The 14,295-nt window shown below is 41.1% G+C and carries 18 protein-coding genes; 8 read left to right on the top strand and 10 right to left on the bottom strand.

The annotated features are described in order from the left end of the window. Entirely contained in the window at positions 1–156 is a 156-nt protein-coding gene (locus tag N780_RS19985) for a YuzL family protein (protein WP_156969222.1), read from the top strand. Positions 157–174: 18 nt separating this feature from the next. On the opposite strand, the gene N780_RS16995 is transcribed toward N780_RS19985, so the two are convergent. Next, complete coding sequence (locus N780_RS16995; protein WP_036786823.1) at positions 175–1,443, bottom strand: ABC transporter permease; 1,269 nt, start codon at positions 1,441–1,443, stop codon at positions 175–177. Next, positions 1,436–2,335: an ABC transporter ATP-binding protein gene (locus N780_RS16990; RefSeq protein WP_036786821.1), complete on the bottom strand. Its 900-nt coding sequence runs from the start codon at positions 2,333–2,335 to the stop codon at positions 1,436–1,438. Before N780_RS16990 ends, N780_RS16995 begins: the two co-directional genes overlap by 8 nt. Before the next feature lie 120 nt (positions 2,336–2,455). Between N780_RS16990 and N780_RS16985 the strand changes: the two genes are divergently transcribed. Beyond that, positions 2,456–2,641, top strand: coding sequence for a YhzD family protein (locus N780_RS16985; protein ID WP_036786819.1), 186 nt, complete (start codon positions 2,456–2,458; stop codon positions 2,639–2,641). Positions 2,642–2,687: 46 nt separating this feature from the next. Here N780_RS16985 and N780_RS16980 read toward each other — a convergent pair whose 3' ends face one another. From N780_RS16980 to N780_RS16970, 3 genes are all read right to left on the bottom strand, one after another. Continuing rightward, complete coding sequence (locus tag N780_RS16980; protein ID WP_036786817.1) at positions 2,688–3,458, bottom strand: enoyl-CoA hydratase; 771 nt, start codon at positions 3,456–3,458, stop codon at positions 2,688–2,690. 244 nt (positions 3,459–3,702) lie between these two features. Then, a complete protein-coding gene (locus N780_RS16975) occupies positions 3,703–4,062 on the bottom strand; it encodes a YlbF/YmcA family competence regulator (protein WP_036786815.1) in 360 nt (119 codons plus the stop codon). 84 nt (positions 4,063–4,146) lie between these two features. After that, complete coding sequence (locus N780_RS16970; protein ID WP_036786813.1) at positions 4,147–5,283, bottom strand: DUF445 domain-containing protein; 1,137 nt, start codon at positions 5,281–5,283, stop codon at positions 4,147–4,149. Between the two features lie 139 nt (positions 5,284–5,422). Between N780_RS16970 and N780_RS16965 the strand changes: the two genes are divergently transcribed. Continuing rightward, complete coding sequence (locus N780_RS16965; protein WP_052115144.1) at positions 5,423–6,784, top strand: YheC/YheD family endospore coat-associated protein; 1,362 nt, start codon at positions 5,423–5,425, stop codon at positions 6,782–6,784. Positions 6,785–6,863: 79 nt separating this feature from the next. On the opposite strand, the gene N780_RS16960 is transcribed toward N780_RS16965, so the two are convergent. Then, entirely contained in the window at positions 6,864–7,268 is a 405-nt protein-coding gene (locus N780_RS16960) for a ferritin-like domain-containing protein (protein ID WP_036786812.1), read from the bottom strand. A 108-nt stretch (positions 7,269–7,376) separates the two neighbouring features. Here N780_RS16960 and N780_RS16955 point away from each other — a divergent pair, with 108 nt between their 5' ends. Then, positions 7,377–7,571, top strand: a complete 195-nt coding sequence (locus tag N780_RS16955) for a hypothetical protein (RefSeq protein ID WP_036786810.1) — start codon at positions 7,377–7,379, stop codon at positions 7,569–7,571. Between the two features lie 99 nt (positions 7,572–7,670). On the opposite strand, the gene N780_RS16950 is transcribed toward N780_RS16955, so the two are convergent. After that, a complete protein-coding gene (locus tag N780_RS16950) occupies positions 7,671–7,958 on the bottom strand; it encodes a metal-sensitive transcriptional regulator (RefSeq protein ID WP_198135879.1) in 288 nt (95 codons plus the stop codon). A gap of 187 nt (positions 7,959–8,145) precedes the next feature. Between N780_RS16950 and N780_RS16945 the strand changes: the two genes are divergently transcribed. Then, positions 8,146–9,042 carry a PucR family transcriptional regulator gene (locus tag N780_RS16945; protein ID WP_036786808.1) on the top strand — a complete coding sequence of 299 codons (897 nt, stop codon included), beginning with the start codon at positions 8,146–8,148 and terminating at the stop codon, positions 9,040–9,042. 123 nt (positions 9,043–9,165) lie between these two features. Then, positions 9,166–10,263 (top strand): ABC transporter ATP-binding protein, encoded by a 1,098-nt coding sequence (locus N780_RS16940; protein WP_036786807.1) that lies wholly within the window; start codon positions 9,166–9,168, stop codon positions 10,261–10,263. Positions 10,264–10,744: 481 nt separating this feature from the next. Here the strand turns inward: N780_RS16940 and N780_RS16930 are convergent, their stop codons facing one another. Then, entirely contained in the window at positions 10,745–10,996 is a 252-nt protein-coding gene (locus tag N780_RS16930) for a hypothetical protein (protein ID WP_036786803.1), read from the bottom strand. A 97-nt stretch (positions 10,997–11,093) separates the two neighbouring features. Further along, the gene (locus N780_RS16925; RefSeq protein ID WP_036786801.1) at positions 11,094–11,297 is read right to left on the bottom strand and encodes an alpha/beta-type small acid-soluble spore protein; all 204 of its coding nucleotides are present in this window, start codon (positions 11,295–11,297) and stop codon (positions 11,094–11,096) included. Between the two features lie 231 nt (positions 11,298–11,528). On the opposite strand from N780_RS16925, the gene N780_RS16920 reads away from it, so the two are divergent. Then, the gene (locus tag N780_RS16920; RefSeq protein ID WP_036786799.1) at positions 11,529–11,723 is read left to right on the top strand and encodes an alpha/beta-type small acid-soluble spore protein; all 195 of its coding nucleotides are present in this window, start codon (positions 11,529–11,531) and stop codon (positions 11,721–11,723) included. 56 nt (positions 11,724–11,779) lie between these two features. On the opposite strand, the gene fumC is transcribed toward N780_RS16920, so the two are convergent. Further along, positions 11,780–13,168 carry a class II fumarate hydratase gene (gene fumC / locus N780_RS16915; RefSeq protein ID WP_036786797.1) on the bottom strand — a complete coding sequence of 463 codons (1,389 nt, stop codon included), beginning with the start codon at positions 13,166–13,168 and terminating at the stop codon, positions 11,780–11,782. Between the two features lie 192 nt (positions 13,169–13,360). On the opposite strand from fumC, the gene N780_RS16910 reads away from it, so the two are divergent. Then, positions 13,361–14,278 carry a zinc dependent phospholipase C family protein gene (locus N780_RS16910; protein WP_036786795.1) on the top strand — a complete coding sequence of 306 codons (918 nt, stop codon included), beginning with the start codon at positions 13,361–13,363 and terminating at the stop codon, positions 14,276–14,278. The last annotated feature ends 17 nt before the right edge of the window (positions 14,279–14,295 follow it).

Below are 14,295 nucleotides of genomic sequence, written 5' to 3'. Positions count from 1 at the left end.
ATGGCTAAACGAAAAAAGAATCCATCAGAACGCGCGAAAAGCGCAGCTAGCGTAAAAGGATCTCCAAATAGCGGTCCAGTCGAGCGCTTCCGTGATGATCCTGATCACCAAACAACAAATATGCAATATAAAAAAGAAAACACAGCCGGGGAGTAATCCCAGCTGTGTTTTTTGTTACGATTCTTTCTTCGATAATTGGAAGGCACGTTTGAAGCTTTTCACCATATTTCCTTTTCCATACATTAACACACCACCACGATAAATCCTTCCTCCAACAACAGCGAGGACAAGAATCGTGCCAATAAGTAAACCGATTGATATCCCTACTTCCCACCACGGAATATCTAGCATTCCTACACGAAGAAACATTAACATAGGTGCAAAGAATGGAATAAATGACGTGACAGTGACTAACGTAGTCTCAGGAGCGTTTAATCCATACATTGCAATCATAAATGCAGCAACAATAAGTAAGATCATCGGAGTGACCACTTGTTGGGCATCTTCTGTACGACTCACAAGAGACCCAAGCATTGCAGCGAGAGTTGCGTATAGCAGATATCCAAGTAAGAAGAAGACACCTGCAAAGATCAGCGTTGAGGTATTGGCATCCCCAAGACCAAAGTAGGTGAATATCCCTCCCTGCAGATTATCCATATTAGCTGTAACAGATTGAACTCCAACTAGTAAAATCAACCCAAATTGAGTGATCCCTAATAAAGCAATTCCAATAATCTTCCCAAACATTTGCGTAACTGGTGACACACTTGAAATTAATATTTCCATCACACGCGAAGACTTTTCTTGCGCTACTTCCTGAGCAATCATATTCCCATACATAATGACTCCCATATACAGAAGAAATAGCATGACATATACAAGACCACGAGCTTCACTTAATTCTTCCTCAGTCTTTGCCTCTTTATCAAGAGCAACCTTCTCAAATGCTACAGGAGAGAATATTCCATTCACCGTTTGTTGATCAATACCAGCCTTTTCAGTAGCCACACTCACCTTCACTTGCTGTAACGCCTGCTGTAGACGACCACTAATGCTATTCTCAGCAATTTGTTTCGTATAATAAGTACCGGATGGAATTCCATCTTCACTCGTTTGAAGCGTCAGAACCCCTCGATACTCCCCCTCTTGCACAGCTTGTTTCGCTTCTTCCTCATTTCCGGAGTAGGACTCGAGTTTTAACTCAGCTTGCTGGGCACTTAGCTGTTCTTTTAAAGGGGTAATGAACTGTCCAGTCTCATCAACTATCGCAACTTTCGGACCCTGAGCACTCTCCTCATCATCACTTCCAACAGAATCCATAACACTTTGGAAATTTGTTAATGCAACAATGAGCAATAATATAATACCTGTTGTAATCAGAAACGTCTTAGACTTTAGACGACTGAAATAAGTGTGGCTCATAACAATCCAAAACTTATTCATAAGAAGCCCCCACTTTCTCTATAAAGATATCGTTTAAAGATGGCTCTTCTAGGTCGAATGTGCGAACAAAGCCTCTCCCTTGCAGCGCCTCAAACACACGCTCTGCCACCTCTTCCGCTTCCACCTGCAGCTCACAACCTTCCCCAACAGCCCGGTACGATACAACACCAGGGATGTCACGTAAGTAGGATAAATCGAAGTCCGCATGCACAACGAGATTTTTCTTTCCGAATGAGCGCTTAATTTCTTTTAATCCCCCATGAACCACAGGCTTCCCTTTATGTAAAATACATAAGTGCTCACAAAGTTCCTCAACGTGTTCCATACGGTGTGAGGAGAACACGATCGATGTTCCATTTTCCTTCAGGTTCACTACAGCTTGCTTTAATTGTTCAACATTTACAGGATCTAGTCCTGAGAAAGGTTCATCTAATATAAGTAATTTGGGCTTATGAATGACTGCAGAGATAAATTGAATTTTTTGCTGATTTCCTTTGGATAACTCTTCGATTTTTTTATTCTTATATTCCGGGACTCGAAAGCGTTCTAACCAATGATCTAACTCACTTATAACCTCTTGCTTGGACATGCCTCTTAGTTTTCCAAGGTAAATTAATTGATCTTTAACAGTTAATTTTGGATACAAGCCTCGTTCTTCGGGTAAATAGCCAATAAGATGGCTTTTACTGTAATCAATTGCCTCATTGTTCCATTCGATCGAACCTTCACTCGTATCCATTAACCCTAGAATCATTCGGAACGTAGTGGTCTTCCCAGCTCCATTTGCTCCTAAGAAGCCAAAGATCTGACTCTCGGGTATCGATAAAGACAAATGATCAACAGCTGTATGGGCACCGAAGTGCTTTGTTACTTGATTTAATGATAATGTCATATCTGTACTCCCCCTTCTCCATTATTCATACGTGTAGACGAGTAATAAGTTTCATTATTTAGGAAGAAGGAGAAAAAGAAACTACTTTCGAATATGTAAGGAAGATAGGAGGAATGAATTATGGAAGCTTACATTTTAACGGTCTTTGCACCCGATGGAACTCAATTATTAGAAGAGACCTTTGAAGCACAAGACGATCAAGACGCTAAGAAAATCGGTCAAAATTTACTTGAAGACAACGGATATAGTGAAAATACTCACCGTTGTGTATCACCAGATGGCCGTATGGTTTTATTCCATCGTTAAAACCTAAAAGCGCCTGCTGGAATCTTTCCAGACAGGCGCTTCTTTGTTACTCCCCTTTAAAAACAGGAGAACGCTGCTCCATAAATGCAGCTACCGCTTCTTTATGATCATCTGTGTGACGTAGTTCGAACTGATGAAGTCGTTCCTGGTCCATCAATTGCTTCAAGCGTTGAACAGATTGACCATGATACACACGTTTTGAGCGAATCATAGCCTGCAGAGGTCTCCGGCTCCAATAAGCAGCAAGATTCTGAGCAGCATCTTCTACTCCCCCTTCACACACTTCGTCAACTAACCCTTCTGTAAGAGCTTCTTCTCCAGAAAAAGCCTTCCCTTTCCAAGCAAACAATTTGGCTCTTTGAGTACCCAACCGCTCCTGAAGCCAAAAATGTCCTCCTCCATCAGGCAAAAGACCAACACCTATAAAATTCATAGATAAGCTCGCTTCTTTATGAGCAAGTACATAATCACAAGCTAACGCTAAACTAAGTCCCAATCCAACAGCAGGCCCATGGACAGCAGATATAACAAGTTTCTTCATTAGAAATAAGCGCATCATGACTTCTTCTATGTCATCCATCACTTCCTCATAAGCTTGTTTATCCCGTGTCCCTTGCATCATTGCCAAGTCTCCACCAGCACAGAACCCTTTTCCATTGCCAGAAAGGATAACAATAGAGTCCTGATTATCTTCAATACTTTGAAGTTGATGTTTCAATTCCCTAAGACTGTCCTGATTCAATGCATTCATTTTATCCGGTCGATTTAATTTCAAGTGTGTAATCCCGTTTGATCGGTCTACCGTAAAATAACTCATAAAACTCCCCCATTCGTTTAATAAAGTCATAAACCGCTACAATCGTACAAATAACATTCGAGGAACTTCCTGAAAAATCCTGCTCTCTTCACCAACGCAAACAAAAAAAGTCTTTTTTTACACAGCTGAAGCTTTAAAACTAAGACCGTAGAGGGCTAAGGCTTGCTATGGGACGAGTCAATTTTAATTAACGTACCCTTACAAAAAACCCGCTAACCTTTAAGGTTAGCGGGTTTTAATAGTCTTATTGTTGTTCGCCTTCTCCAGCGCCGTATAGGTCTTCAAGAGGCTTCGTGATGATGCGACTAACATCGTTAATCACTTGGTTTAAGCGTTGTTCTTGTTCCATTAGTTTAGAAATTTGAGGGTGTTGTTGTACTGTCTCAACTACTTTACGAGCTTGCTCAACTTCTTCCTCAGAGATCTCTTGACCTTGCATTTGTTTCTGCTGAAGTTCAATCTGAGTGTTACGGAAGTTATCGAACATTTGCTTCGCAGCTTCGTCAGCCATTACTGCGTTGTATGCTTCTTGTAATTGTGTGAATTCTTCACTGTTGCGTAGAGCTGTTTCTAGCTCATAAGCGTGATCATAGATATTAGCCATGAATAAGCCTCCTACAATTGTTTTTCTTCTCATTCCTTACCACTATAACAAACGAGACTAGCTGTGTATAGCAATTCCCATTATTCATCCTATTAAAAGAATAATTCCAGCCTGAATGAGACCGATTACTCCTCCGAGCAAAGCTCCAAGGTACGTAATCATCTTAAATTCACGTTTGGAAATTCCTAAAACAATGTCTTCTAGACGCTCTACTGGGAAAGCTTGCACTTCTTTACGGACAACTTCTGATAGATGTAAGGTTTCCATAATTGAAGGAAGACGGGATGAAAGGGCTCCACCTATCTTACCAACGAGTTGAGGTACGAGGGTTTCCACAATATAAGGCTGAAAATTCTTTGTATGTTCAGCAATCGAACGCTCAAGCCATACATCCGTTGGGATGGATGATACGATTTGCTCGCTGATTGCATCAGGAATTCCTTCTAAACCAAGTTTCTCTTCATATACCGAGAAAGGTTTTTCCATCCATTTATCCCATTCTGTATGCAGCACTTCTTTCAACCAGTAATGCGCATCTTCTGAATTTAAGAAATCAGAAACAGCAGGCTGCACTTTATCTGCTAAGCCTTGATTTCCCATAAAGGACGAAATCATATTGCCAAGAAACCCCTGTCCTTCAAGGTAATCTTCAATAATTGCACCAATTTTGGCTCTCCCCTCTTCACTGGAGATGAAATCATCAATCTGTCTTAAAATATACTCACTCGCTTTACCTACTTGCGCTTTCCCTTTATAGAAAGCATTGTCACCAATTAATTCCCGAACTGATTTAGCTCTTGCATCTTTCATATAGGACTCGACTTGACCTTGTGTAAAGTCTTTTAGTTTACTCTCCACCACCTGCTGATCTAAAGGGATTTGAAAGTCGTTCAATACATGCTGCAAGGACCGTTCACTAGTTAAAAACGTTGTGACCTCTTTCTGTGCGTACTCTACAACTTGCTGCTGAAACGTATCATCATCCAGTTTTCTTTGGATACCTTCTGGCGTTAACAAATGGTCCGTTACCATTTTCCCAAGTTGCTCCGCCAATTCATCATGTCGCTTTGGGATTAAACCAGGTGTAAAAGGAACACGTTTGTTAAAGATGTATTTCGCTTTAAACGGGCGAAATAACATACGAATCGCAAGGGAGTTTGTCATACCACCAATTAAGGCTCCAATTGCGATCATCATCAGGATTAATAAAAATGTATTCATGAGATCTACCTTTCTTCTTCCATCTTTTCACTAAAAGTATAGTATACCCAAATCAAAAAGGTAAGAAAAGCCTTCGCATGAAATGTTTTCTCACCTCATAAAATGATAGGGAAACGGTGATCTAGGAGGCCAGAAAGCCATGGAAACCTATTATTTTTACGCTAAAACGTATACAAGTCATAAGTTGAGAATCATTGTGCCTAAAGAAGTGTACCCTGCCTTTCATAAAGTCCAAACCATATGGTGCGGGGTTAGATCAAACGAGATAGAAGTTATGACACACCAAAAAGATGAAGACACCCTTTATTTGTCATCTCAATTAAAAGACGAGTTAAAGTTACCTGATCTTTCTACCCTCTCTTGTTCTGTAGAAGGGGCGAATATATGGCTTCAGCCTCTGCTTGGAATATTCACAGCAGGTTTTACAGATAATCAAGAGGCCCCCATTGGTGAACGAACAGCCATCTTTGAAGCGATGTCTATAACCGGACAATCTTATGGATTTGATACAGTTGTATTCGGCTACCAGCATGTGAACTTAGAAGATGAGACGATAAATGGCTATGTGTTTCATAATGGCGTATGGGAACGAAAAACTTATCCTTTCCCATATGTTATATATGACCGAATCCCTAACCGCAAGATTGAACATCATCCTCTAGTCATTCGTATGAGAAAACAATTACAAAGCAGAACAATTTGGTTCAACTCAGGGTTCTTTAACAAGTGGAAAGTATATGATCGATTAAAGCGCACGTATCAAGTCTCACACCTCCTCCCCCAAACCACATTGCATCCATCACCAGAACGTGTGCTTGAGATGCTTCAACAAGAGAAAAAGCTCTACATTAAACCCATTCACGGGAGTAAGGGAACTGGTATTAAACGGTGTCGCTTACGAGAGGAAACAGGGGAAATTGAATGTCAGTACTATGAGGGAGAAAAGCTTGTCCATCAACGATACCAGGATGGTCAAAATATGATTAATCAGCAATTTCCAAACGGTCTGTTTGGGTATATTGTACAACCAGAAATTGAACTCAAAACAAAACGTTCTACTCCTATGGATTACAGAGTGCATACGAATAAAAATGAGAAAAATGAATGGGTCGTTACGGCAATCTGTACGAAATTTGCTGGCAAAGGCAGTCTAACCACTCATGTACGACGAGGAGGTTCCCTCCATACGTTAGAGGAGTTATTCGACGACCGCGAGAGTCAACAAGTCTATACGAAGCTTGAACGGTGCGCTTTAGAAATAAGCCAGGTGTTAGATCGCACCTTAAAAGGACCTCTTGGAGAAATTGGCTTTGACTTTGGAATCGATCAGGAAGGTCAAGTTTGGATGTTTGAGGCCAACTCTAAGCCTGGATATGCCCTATACGATCACCCTACTTTTAAGCGCGAACAAAATGTCATCCTCTCCTACCCTTACCGTTACGCCAAATACCTTTATCAAAAACGCATCACACAGCATAAGGACAGACGTCCAATCACCTAAAGAGCGACTCTTCCACAAACTAAAGGGGTAAAGCGTGCCAGACACGCTTTACCCCTTTACTGCACTATAGATCGTTCATTTAACGTAGTCGCCCGTATATAGTCGAGAAGCGCGTAGCGTGTTCCATTTCATCTGTCATGGCTATAAACAATGGTTCATAAGCATATTGAACCGGCATATGAAGAAGCATATTCCTATACAATTCATAAGCTTCCAATTCATCTTTAAGAGCTTCAACCACTCCATCTTCAAAGGACTCAAACTCCATTCGCTTCATTGGATGTTCATAATATCTACCCGTCAGCTGATAATACAGTTTCTGAAAGCTATGGTAATGCTTCTCTTCATCCTCTTCAGCATGTTGTATAAAGTCTTTAAATAACGGGTTCGGCGTCTCCTCTTTCAATCGTTTATAAAAGTCATTAGCCGTCCACTCTGCTTCAATGGCACCCTCTAATTTTTTTATGAAATCAGTTTGATTCAACGCAGGTCACCTCTCCTTCTACTTCTAAATGTATGACTGAAGAAATGGCCTATGCATAGCCGTTCTCATACAACGGAAAACTAAATACAGAAAGGAGATGATGAAATAGTGGCACATCCAAAAAATGAAAGAGAACGAGACAGCCGTGAAAACTATGAGGTTGATGTCGATCGTATGATTAATGAAGGAATGGCTGGTGGAACTGTTAACTCCAGATATAATCGCGCTCAAATCGAAGAAGCACGTGAGTTACCAAAACAAAACGAAGCCTTTTCAAATAAAACCCAACATCAAAAACATTAAAACCGTTACGCTTAGCATCATATAGACTGGGCTGAACAAAAACAAGCAATATATCGCAAACAAAAAAGGCGATCCATAACGGATCGCCTTCTTCCTCTATTAACGACTTTTTACAATCATTTGAACGGCTTGTTGAATAAGTTCATCTGCTGGTTCTCCATTTTCCTGAGACTCCCGCAGGCACGTCTCTAAATTCTTTGCTACAATATAGCCAATAGAACGATCAATTGCGGAGCGAGCAGCGGATAATTGCGTAATAACGTCTTTACATTCTTTATCTTCTTCCATCATCTTTAATACACCACGAACTTGTCCCTCTATACGCTTTAAGCGATTTTTCATATCTTGCGTATATTGGTTCATGTCTTGTACTTCTTGGTCTGCCATGGTCAAGTACCCCCTTTTCGAAAATCTATCTATAATTAGTCTGTAAGTTTAGTACCCTTATAAGTATTATACAATACCATCGCTTGGAAAAAAAGCGATAGCCTGTCACCTTATTAATCCAATTGGTATAATAGGGTTATACATATAAAGCTCACCACCCACTCACTACTTAGAAAGAGGGATTCAAATGTTTGAACAAATCCAAGCGATCTTCCCACAAGCTGTTTTACTTAGCCAAACGAATGATGACTGGGATCGGTACCACTGGTTCAAAAACACTGAACAAGAGATTATTGGGCTCCCTAAAAGTACGATAACCAAGAAAGAACACGAACTATTAAATACGTTTCTCACACCTTTTGTGGAACAGCACCCAACACTTACAACCAGGGAAAAACTTTGGCAAGGATGGATTCTGGGGGGCGAATCCCCCAATGAAAACACTCTATTTCCTTCCTCATTTCGATTTGTCTATTTCTCTTTAACAAATCAAGACATTGATCCAGACGTTTTCCACGAAGCCATCCAAGGTCTCTTCCCTCACCAAATGCCTATTATCTGGCACAATCAGCACGAGGGAATTATCATTGAAGAACAATTTCAAAAAGAAAAAGAATACATCGAATATGAGCAAATGATTGACGTATTAATGAGTGACTTCTATACAAAACTCACTCTTTATATAACACCTTACTACCATTCAAAAGATGATATCCGCCACGCGTACTCCTGGGGGATGACCCTATTTGAAAAGATGCTACGTTATCACCCTAAGCCTGTCATTACGTACCAAGATGCTATTACATATATGTATTTAGATGGATTGAGCAAAGAGCATGCATCAAACATCACATACACATTGCTCCACTCTGTCATTGATGACACTGATCTTTTACATACCATTCAAGTATTTCTTGAAGCAAACTCAAATACTACTCTTGCCGCTAAACAGTTGTACATGCATCGAAACAGCCTACAGTACCGTGTAGATAAGTTTATCGAGAAGACAGGCATTGATGTAAAGCAGTTCCAGGGAGCACTCATCACCTACCTGGCCATTCTTAATCTTCAACATAAGGACTAGCCTTTCGGTAAAGTGCACAAACGACCAGACGATCTTTGTGCACTTATTCCATTTACCATTTTCCCAAAATTATCTACACTAAAGTTAGTAAATAAAACGCTTTCATAAACAGGGGGAAGAAAAATGGCTGAATTAAAATTAGATAGTATTCAAAAGGTTTATGACAATAAAGTCACAGCAGTAGACAACTTCAATCTCGATATTAAAGATAAAGAGTTTATTGTATTCGTTGGTCCTTCTGGTTGCGGTAAGTCAACTACGCTTCGTATGATTGCTGGACTTGAAGAGATTTCAGGCGGCGACTTTATGATTGACGATAAACGAATGAACGATGTAGCACCAAAAGATCGTGATATCGCGATGGTATTCCAGAACTACGCTCTTTACCCACATATGAACGTATACGATAACATGGCGTTTGGCCTAAAGCTACGTAAATTTAAAAAAGATGAAATCGACCGTCGCGTTCAAGATGCTGCGAAGATTCTAGGGTTAGAAGGATACTTAGACCGTAAGCCGAAAGCATTATCAGGTGGTCAACGCCAGCGTGTTGCATTAGGACGTGCGATCGTTCGTGATGCAAAGGTATTCTTGATGGATGAACCTTTATCAAACCTTGATGCAAAACTACGTGTTCAGATGCGTGCTGAGATACAAAAACTTCACCAGCGCCTACAAACAACTACAATTTACGTTACACACGACCAAACAGAGGCCATGACGATGGCAACACGCCTTGTTGTTATGAAAGACGGATTCATCCAGCAAGTCGGTCGTCCAAAAGATGTATATGATGAGCCTGAAAATGTATTCGTAGGAGGATTTATCGGATCTCCGGCAATGAACTTCTTCCACGGAACACTAAAAGACGGTGACTTCTATATTGAAGACTATCGCATTAAAGTACCTGAAGGCAAAATGAAAACTCTTCGCGAACGTGGTTATGTGAATCAAGAAGTTATTCTTGGAATCCGTCCAGAAGACATCCACGATGAGCCTGTATTCATCGAATCCAGCCAAGATACGAAAATCAATGCAACGATTGATGTAGCGGAACTTATGGGTTCTGAATCCTACCTATACTCTTCCGTTAAAGGTCAAGAATTCATCGCACGCGTTGACTCTCGTTCTGACATCAACGGCGGACAAAAGATTGACCTCGCTCTAGATATGAACAAAGCACACTTCTTCGACAAAGACAATGAAAGCCGTATTCGATAAACATATTAAAGGCTGCCCCCCTTTTTTTGGGAGGCAGCCTTTTTTGTTTTTTGGTGTTATGGAGGTGTTATGACGCTTCGGGAGGACGTCTTGGCATTTCGGGCGGGCGTCCTGTCACTCTTGCTGCTCGTCCTGGCACTTTTACCGATCGTCCCGGCACTTTCCAAGCTCGTTCTGACACTCTCGCCACTCTTCCCGACACTTTCCAAGCTCGTCCTGGCACTCTCGCCACTCTTCACGTCACTTTCCAAGCTCGTCCTGACACTCTCGCCACTCTTCACGTCACTTTCACCGCTCGTCCTGGCACTCTCGCCACTCTTCCCGACACTTTCAACGCTCGTCCTGACACTCTCGCCACTCTTCCCGACACTTCCACCGCTCGTCCTGACACTCTAGACGCTCGTCCCGACACTTCCACCGCTCGTCCTAGCAATAACGAAAAAAAGTGAGCTATTATAAAGCCCACTCCTCTTATTTACACTTATTGATTTTCTTCTTGTACGGTAAACTCATTTATTGTCTGGCACCCGGAGCAATAAAGTACATGAAGGCAGGTATGCTCATCTGTTGAATGCTTTAAACCATCTACTAATTTTAGCCCTTCATCATCTAGATAGGGGCTGTATTCATCTAAGTAATCAACCAATCTCCCTTGATCCCTCATTTTTCCCTCACACTCAGGGCAAGAAAAAGAAAGAATTTCAAATCCATTACAAGCTGGGCAAATGAACATGTTTTCACCTTCTTTAATTCATAATAAGAAAGAAGTGCGAGCTTACCATAAAAAGAGGGATGGTTTCCCATCCCTCTTTAGCCATAGTATGAAGTTGTTATTGTTGTTGAGAACCACCATACTGCTGTTCAGCCATTTGAACTAGGCGCTTAGTGATCTCTCCTCCAACAGATCCATTCTGACGGGAAGTGGAGTCTGGACCAAGTTGAACGCCAAATTCTTGAGCAATTTCAGTTTTCATTTGGTCTAATGCTTGTTGTACACCTGGTACTACTAATTCATTTGAGTTGTTGTAAGCCATGATGTTTTCACCTCCTGTGATATCTATTGTGACCCTACTCCGAAAAACTATGAACAAAATGAAATGGTAATTTCCTCTAAAAGCGTTGGAGATAATTACCTCTCATAAGAATACTCGTTTTTCACACAATATGATTACACAGCAACACAAACCTCAACTTTCAAGCAGGGGCCATCATGGTAAACATCCCAGAAGAGCCCACCAATACATGATGATAAGAGGTGAACAAACATGGCTTATAACAACTCTAACGAACTTGTAGTACCTGGTGTACAACAAGCACTTGACCAAATGAAGTATGAGATTGCTCAGGAGTTCGGCGTAAACTTAGGTCCAGACTCTACAGCGCGTCAAAACGGTTCAGTAGGCGGAGAAATCACTAAACGTCTTGTACAAATGGCTGAACAACAGTACGGCGGAAAATAATTGAATATGGATGGAAAAGAGCCCCCCGAGTCATCTCGGAGGGCTCCTTCGTGTGTTTATTGGGTAGGTTGTGTCATCGCTTTTGGATCAATATACTCATCTACTTGTTCTGCTGTAAGAATGCCTGTATCTACTGCCGCTTCCTTCAACGTTTGATCATGTTTGAATGCATGCTTCGCAATGGTAGCTGCTTTCTCATAACCAATGTGAGGATTTAAAGCCGTAACGAGCATAAGAGAATCTTTTAGATACTGGTCAATTTTCTCTTGATTAGGTTCTAATCCTTCAACACAACGCTCGTTAAACGACTCCATACTGTCTGCTAAAAGCTGACACGATTGGAGGAAGTTATAAGCAATTACTGGTTTGAAAACATTTAGTTCAAAGTTCCCTTGGCTCGCTGCAATGCCGATTGTTGCATCATTCCCCATAACTTGAGTGGCCACCATTGTGACGGCTTCACTTTGAGTCGGGTTTACTTTCCCTGGCATTATGGAGCTTCCAGGTTCGTTTGCTGGAATCGTGATTTCACCAATACCGCAACGAGGGCCACTAGCTAACCAACGTACATCATTGGCAATCTTCATCAGATCCGCTGCTAACGCTTTCAAAGCTCCGTGGGTGTGGACGAGCTCATCATGGCTTGTTAGCGCATGAAACTTATTGGATGCTGATACAAAGTTTTCTGAAGTGAATTCACTAATGGCTTTACAAACTTTGTCTGAAAAGTCCACATGAGCGTTCAACCCTGTACCGACTGCCGTTCCGCCAATCGCTAATTCACGTACATAGGTCAAACTATCTTCAATCATCTTCTCCGTTTTTTCAAGCATACGGTGCCAACCGGAAATTTCTTGGCCGAGCGTTAAAGGCGTGGCATCCTGTAGATGCGTGCGGCCAATCTTTACGATTTCGTTATACGCTTCCATTTTTTCTTTTAATGTTTTCTTTAATGTTGCCAACGCAGGTAATACTGATTCTTTTACTTTAAGTACTGAAGCAACGTGCATAGCTGTTGGATATGTATCGTTTGAGCTTTGCGATTTATTCACGTCATCATTAGGATGAAGGCGTGCTTCATGGCCATGTTCTTGCAGCCATTCATTCCCTACATACGCCATTACTTCATTAACGTTCATGTTGGACTGAGTACCGCTTCCGGTTTGCCATACAACAAGAGGAAAATGCTCTTCAAGCTCTTCATTTGTAATGCGATCCGCTGCATGAGCGATAGCTTCTGCCTTTTCTTTCTCGAGAAGTCCTAGTTCGTAATTAGCCTTTGCCGTGCTCTTCTTCAGGATGGCAAACGCATGAACGACCTCTTTCGGCATTCTTTCGTTCCCAATTGGGAAGTTTTGTTTACTTCGCTGTGTTTGGGCTCCCCAATATTTATCAGATGGTACTTTAATTTCGCCTAACGTATCCTTTTCAATACGATAATCCATCAAGATCCTCCCTTTCTCACACTCCATGTTAATACCACAGATGTCCATGATTAAAACTTGTTTTTATAGAGAAAACTCTATCCCTTATCTATTCTCCACAAGGTGTAAAAATCCTTCCTTTGTTCATAGAATCAAAAGACAGGTTTAAAGGGATGGCTTATAATGGAAGTAACTAGTAAAGGAGGGGATTTCATGCCCAATATATGGACGCATATCTTGTTCGCTGAGGATATTATGGATGGAGTAAATGCTTCTACAGAGTATCAAGCAACAGGAAACTATTTGAACCTTGGAGCTCAGGGTCCAGATCCATTCTTCTATCACAATTTTTGGCCTTGGAAAAAAGACGCATCCATTAATGAAATCGGGAACATACTTCATCACGAAGCTTGTGGCTCTTTCCTTATAGACCTTATTGCTGAATCCAAAGATTTAAATAAATATGCCAAGGCTTATGTAATCGGGTTTGTTACTCACCATATATTAGACCGGAATACACACCCATTCGTTCATTACTTTTCAGGATACGAGAAAAATAAACATCAAGAATTTGAAGTCATTATTGATACGATCATGATGGATCGTTATCGACATTTAAAGACATGGAAAACACCCGTTTATCAAGAAATCGATGTTGGGCCTTCCCTTGACGTAGATGTCTCATCATTACTAACAAAAAAAATTATATCTTTCTTCCCTTCGGTCGTCAGCAACATTCCCGCAAATTTCGTCAATGCAGCTTACAAAGATATGAAAAAGGCTTTTCACATTTTATATGACCCATACGGTTGGAAGAACACGCTTCTCGGTAACCTTGTTTCCCCTTTCTCTCATCAGCCTCTGAAATCTAACAAAGACTACTTAAATTTGGAACATAACACTTGGTATCACTCAGCTACAAACAAACCTCATCAAGAAAGCTTTATTGACCTATACGAAGAAGCAAGACGTGAGGGACTCGAAATCTGTTCAGAGATGCTCCATTACTGGGAGAACCCGACGGATGAGGCGCTTAATAAGATTGCCTCACTCCTTGGAAATATTTCGTATGATACCGGCTTGCACTTGGACAAGCAAGCCGTCAACCAGTTTAGCAACCCAGTCGTCTAATTCAGTAAAACGGAAGC

The organism is Pontibacillus chungwhensis BH030062 (genome assembly GCF_000770675.1).
In the GTDB taxonomy this organism is placed as follows: Bacteria; Bacillota; Bacilli; order Bacillales; family BH030062; genus Pontibacillus; species Pontibacillus chungwhensis.
The sequence above is the reverse complement of the archived record's forward strand: the minus strand, read 5'-3'. Positions and strand labels throughout refer to the sequence as shown.

Coding starts and splice junctions, on each gene's coding strand:
- N780_RS16995 (WP_036786823.1), bottom strand. CDS start 1,443: ATGAATAAGTTTTGGATTGTTATGAGCCACACTTATTTCAGTCGTCTA.
- N780_RS16965 (WP_052115144.1), top strand. CDS start 5,423: ATGGAAACCTATTATTTTTACGCTAAAACGTATACAAGTCATAAGTTG.
- N780_RS16945 (WP_036786808.1), top strand. CDS start 8,146: ATGTTTGAACAAATCCAAGCGATCTTCCCACAAGCTGTTTTACTTAGC.
- N780_RS16920 (WP_036786799.1), top strand. CDS start 11,529: ATGGCTTATAACAACTCTAACGAACTTGTAGTACCTGGTGTACAACAA.
- N780_RS16990 (WP_036786821.1), bottom strand. CDS start 2,335: ATGACATTATCATTAAATCAAGTAACAAAGCACTTCGGTGCCCATACA.
- N780_RS16950 (WP_198135879.1), bottom strand. CDS start 7,958: ATGGCAGACCAAGAAGTACAAGACATGAACCAATATACGCAAGATATG.
- N780_RS16970 (WP_036786813.1), bottom strand. CDS start 5,283: ATGAATACATTTTTATTAATCCTGATGATGATCGCAATTGGAGCCTTA.
- N780_RS16980 (WP_036786817.1), bottom strand. CDS start 3,458: ATGAGTTATTTTACGGTAGACCGATCAAACGGGATTACACACTTGAAA.
- N780_RS16985 (WP_036786819.1), top strand. CDS start 2,456: ATGGAAGCTTACATTTTAACGGTCTTTGCACCCGATGGAACTCAATTA.
- N780_RS16975 (WP_036786815.1), bottom strand. CDS start 4,062: ATGGCTAATATCTATGATCACGCTTATGAGCTAGAAACAGCTCTACGC.
- N780_RS16925 (WP_036786801.1), bottom strand. CDS start 11,297: ATGGCTTACAACAACTCAAATGAATTAGTAGTACCAGGTGTACAACAA.
- N780_RS16930 (WP_036786803.1), bottom strand. CDS start 10,996: ATGTTCATTTGCCCAGCTTGTAATGGATTTGAAATTCTTTCTTTTTCT.
- N780_RS19985 (WP_156969222.1), top strand. CDS start 1: ATGGCTAAACGAAAAAAGAATCCATCAGAACGCGCGAAAAGCGCAGCT.
- N780_RS16940 (WP_036786807.1), top strand. CDS start 9,166: ATGGCTGAATTAAAATTAGATAGTATTCAAAAGGTTTATGACAATAAA.
- fumC (WP_036786797.1), bottom strand. CDS start 13,168: ATGGATTATCGTATTGAAAAGGATACGTTAGGCGAAATTAAAGTACCA.
- N780_RS16910 (WP_036786795.1), top strand. CDS start 13,361: ATGCCCAATATATGGACGCATATCTTGTTCGCTGAGGATATTATGGAT.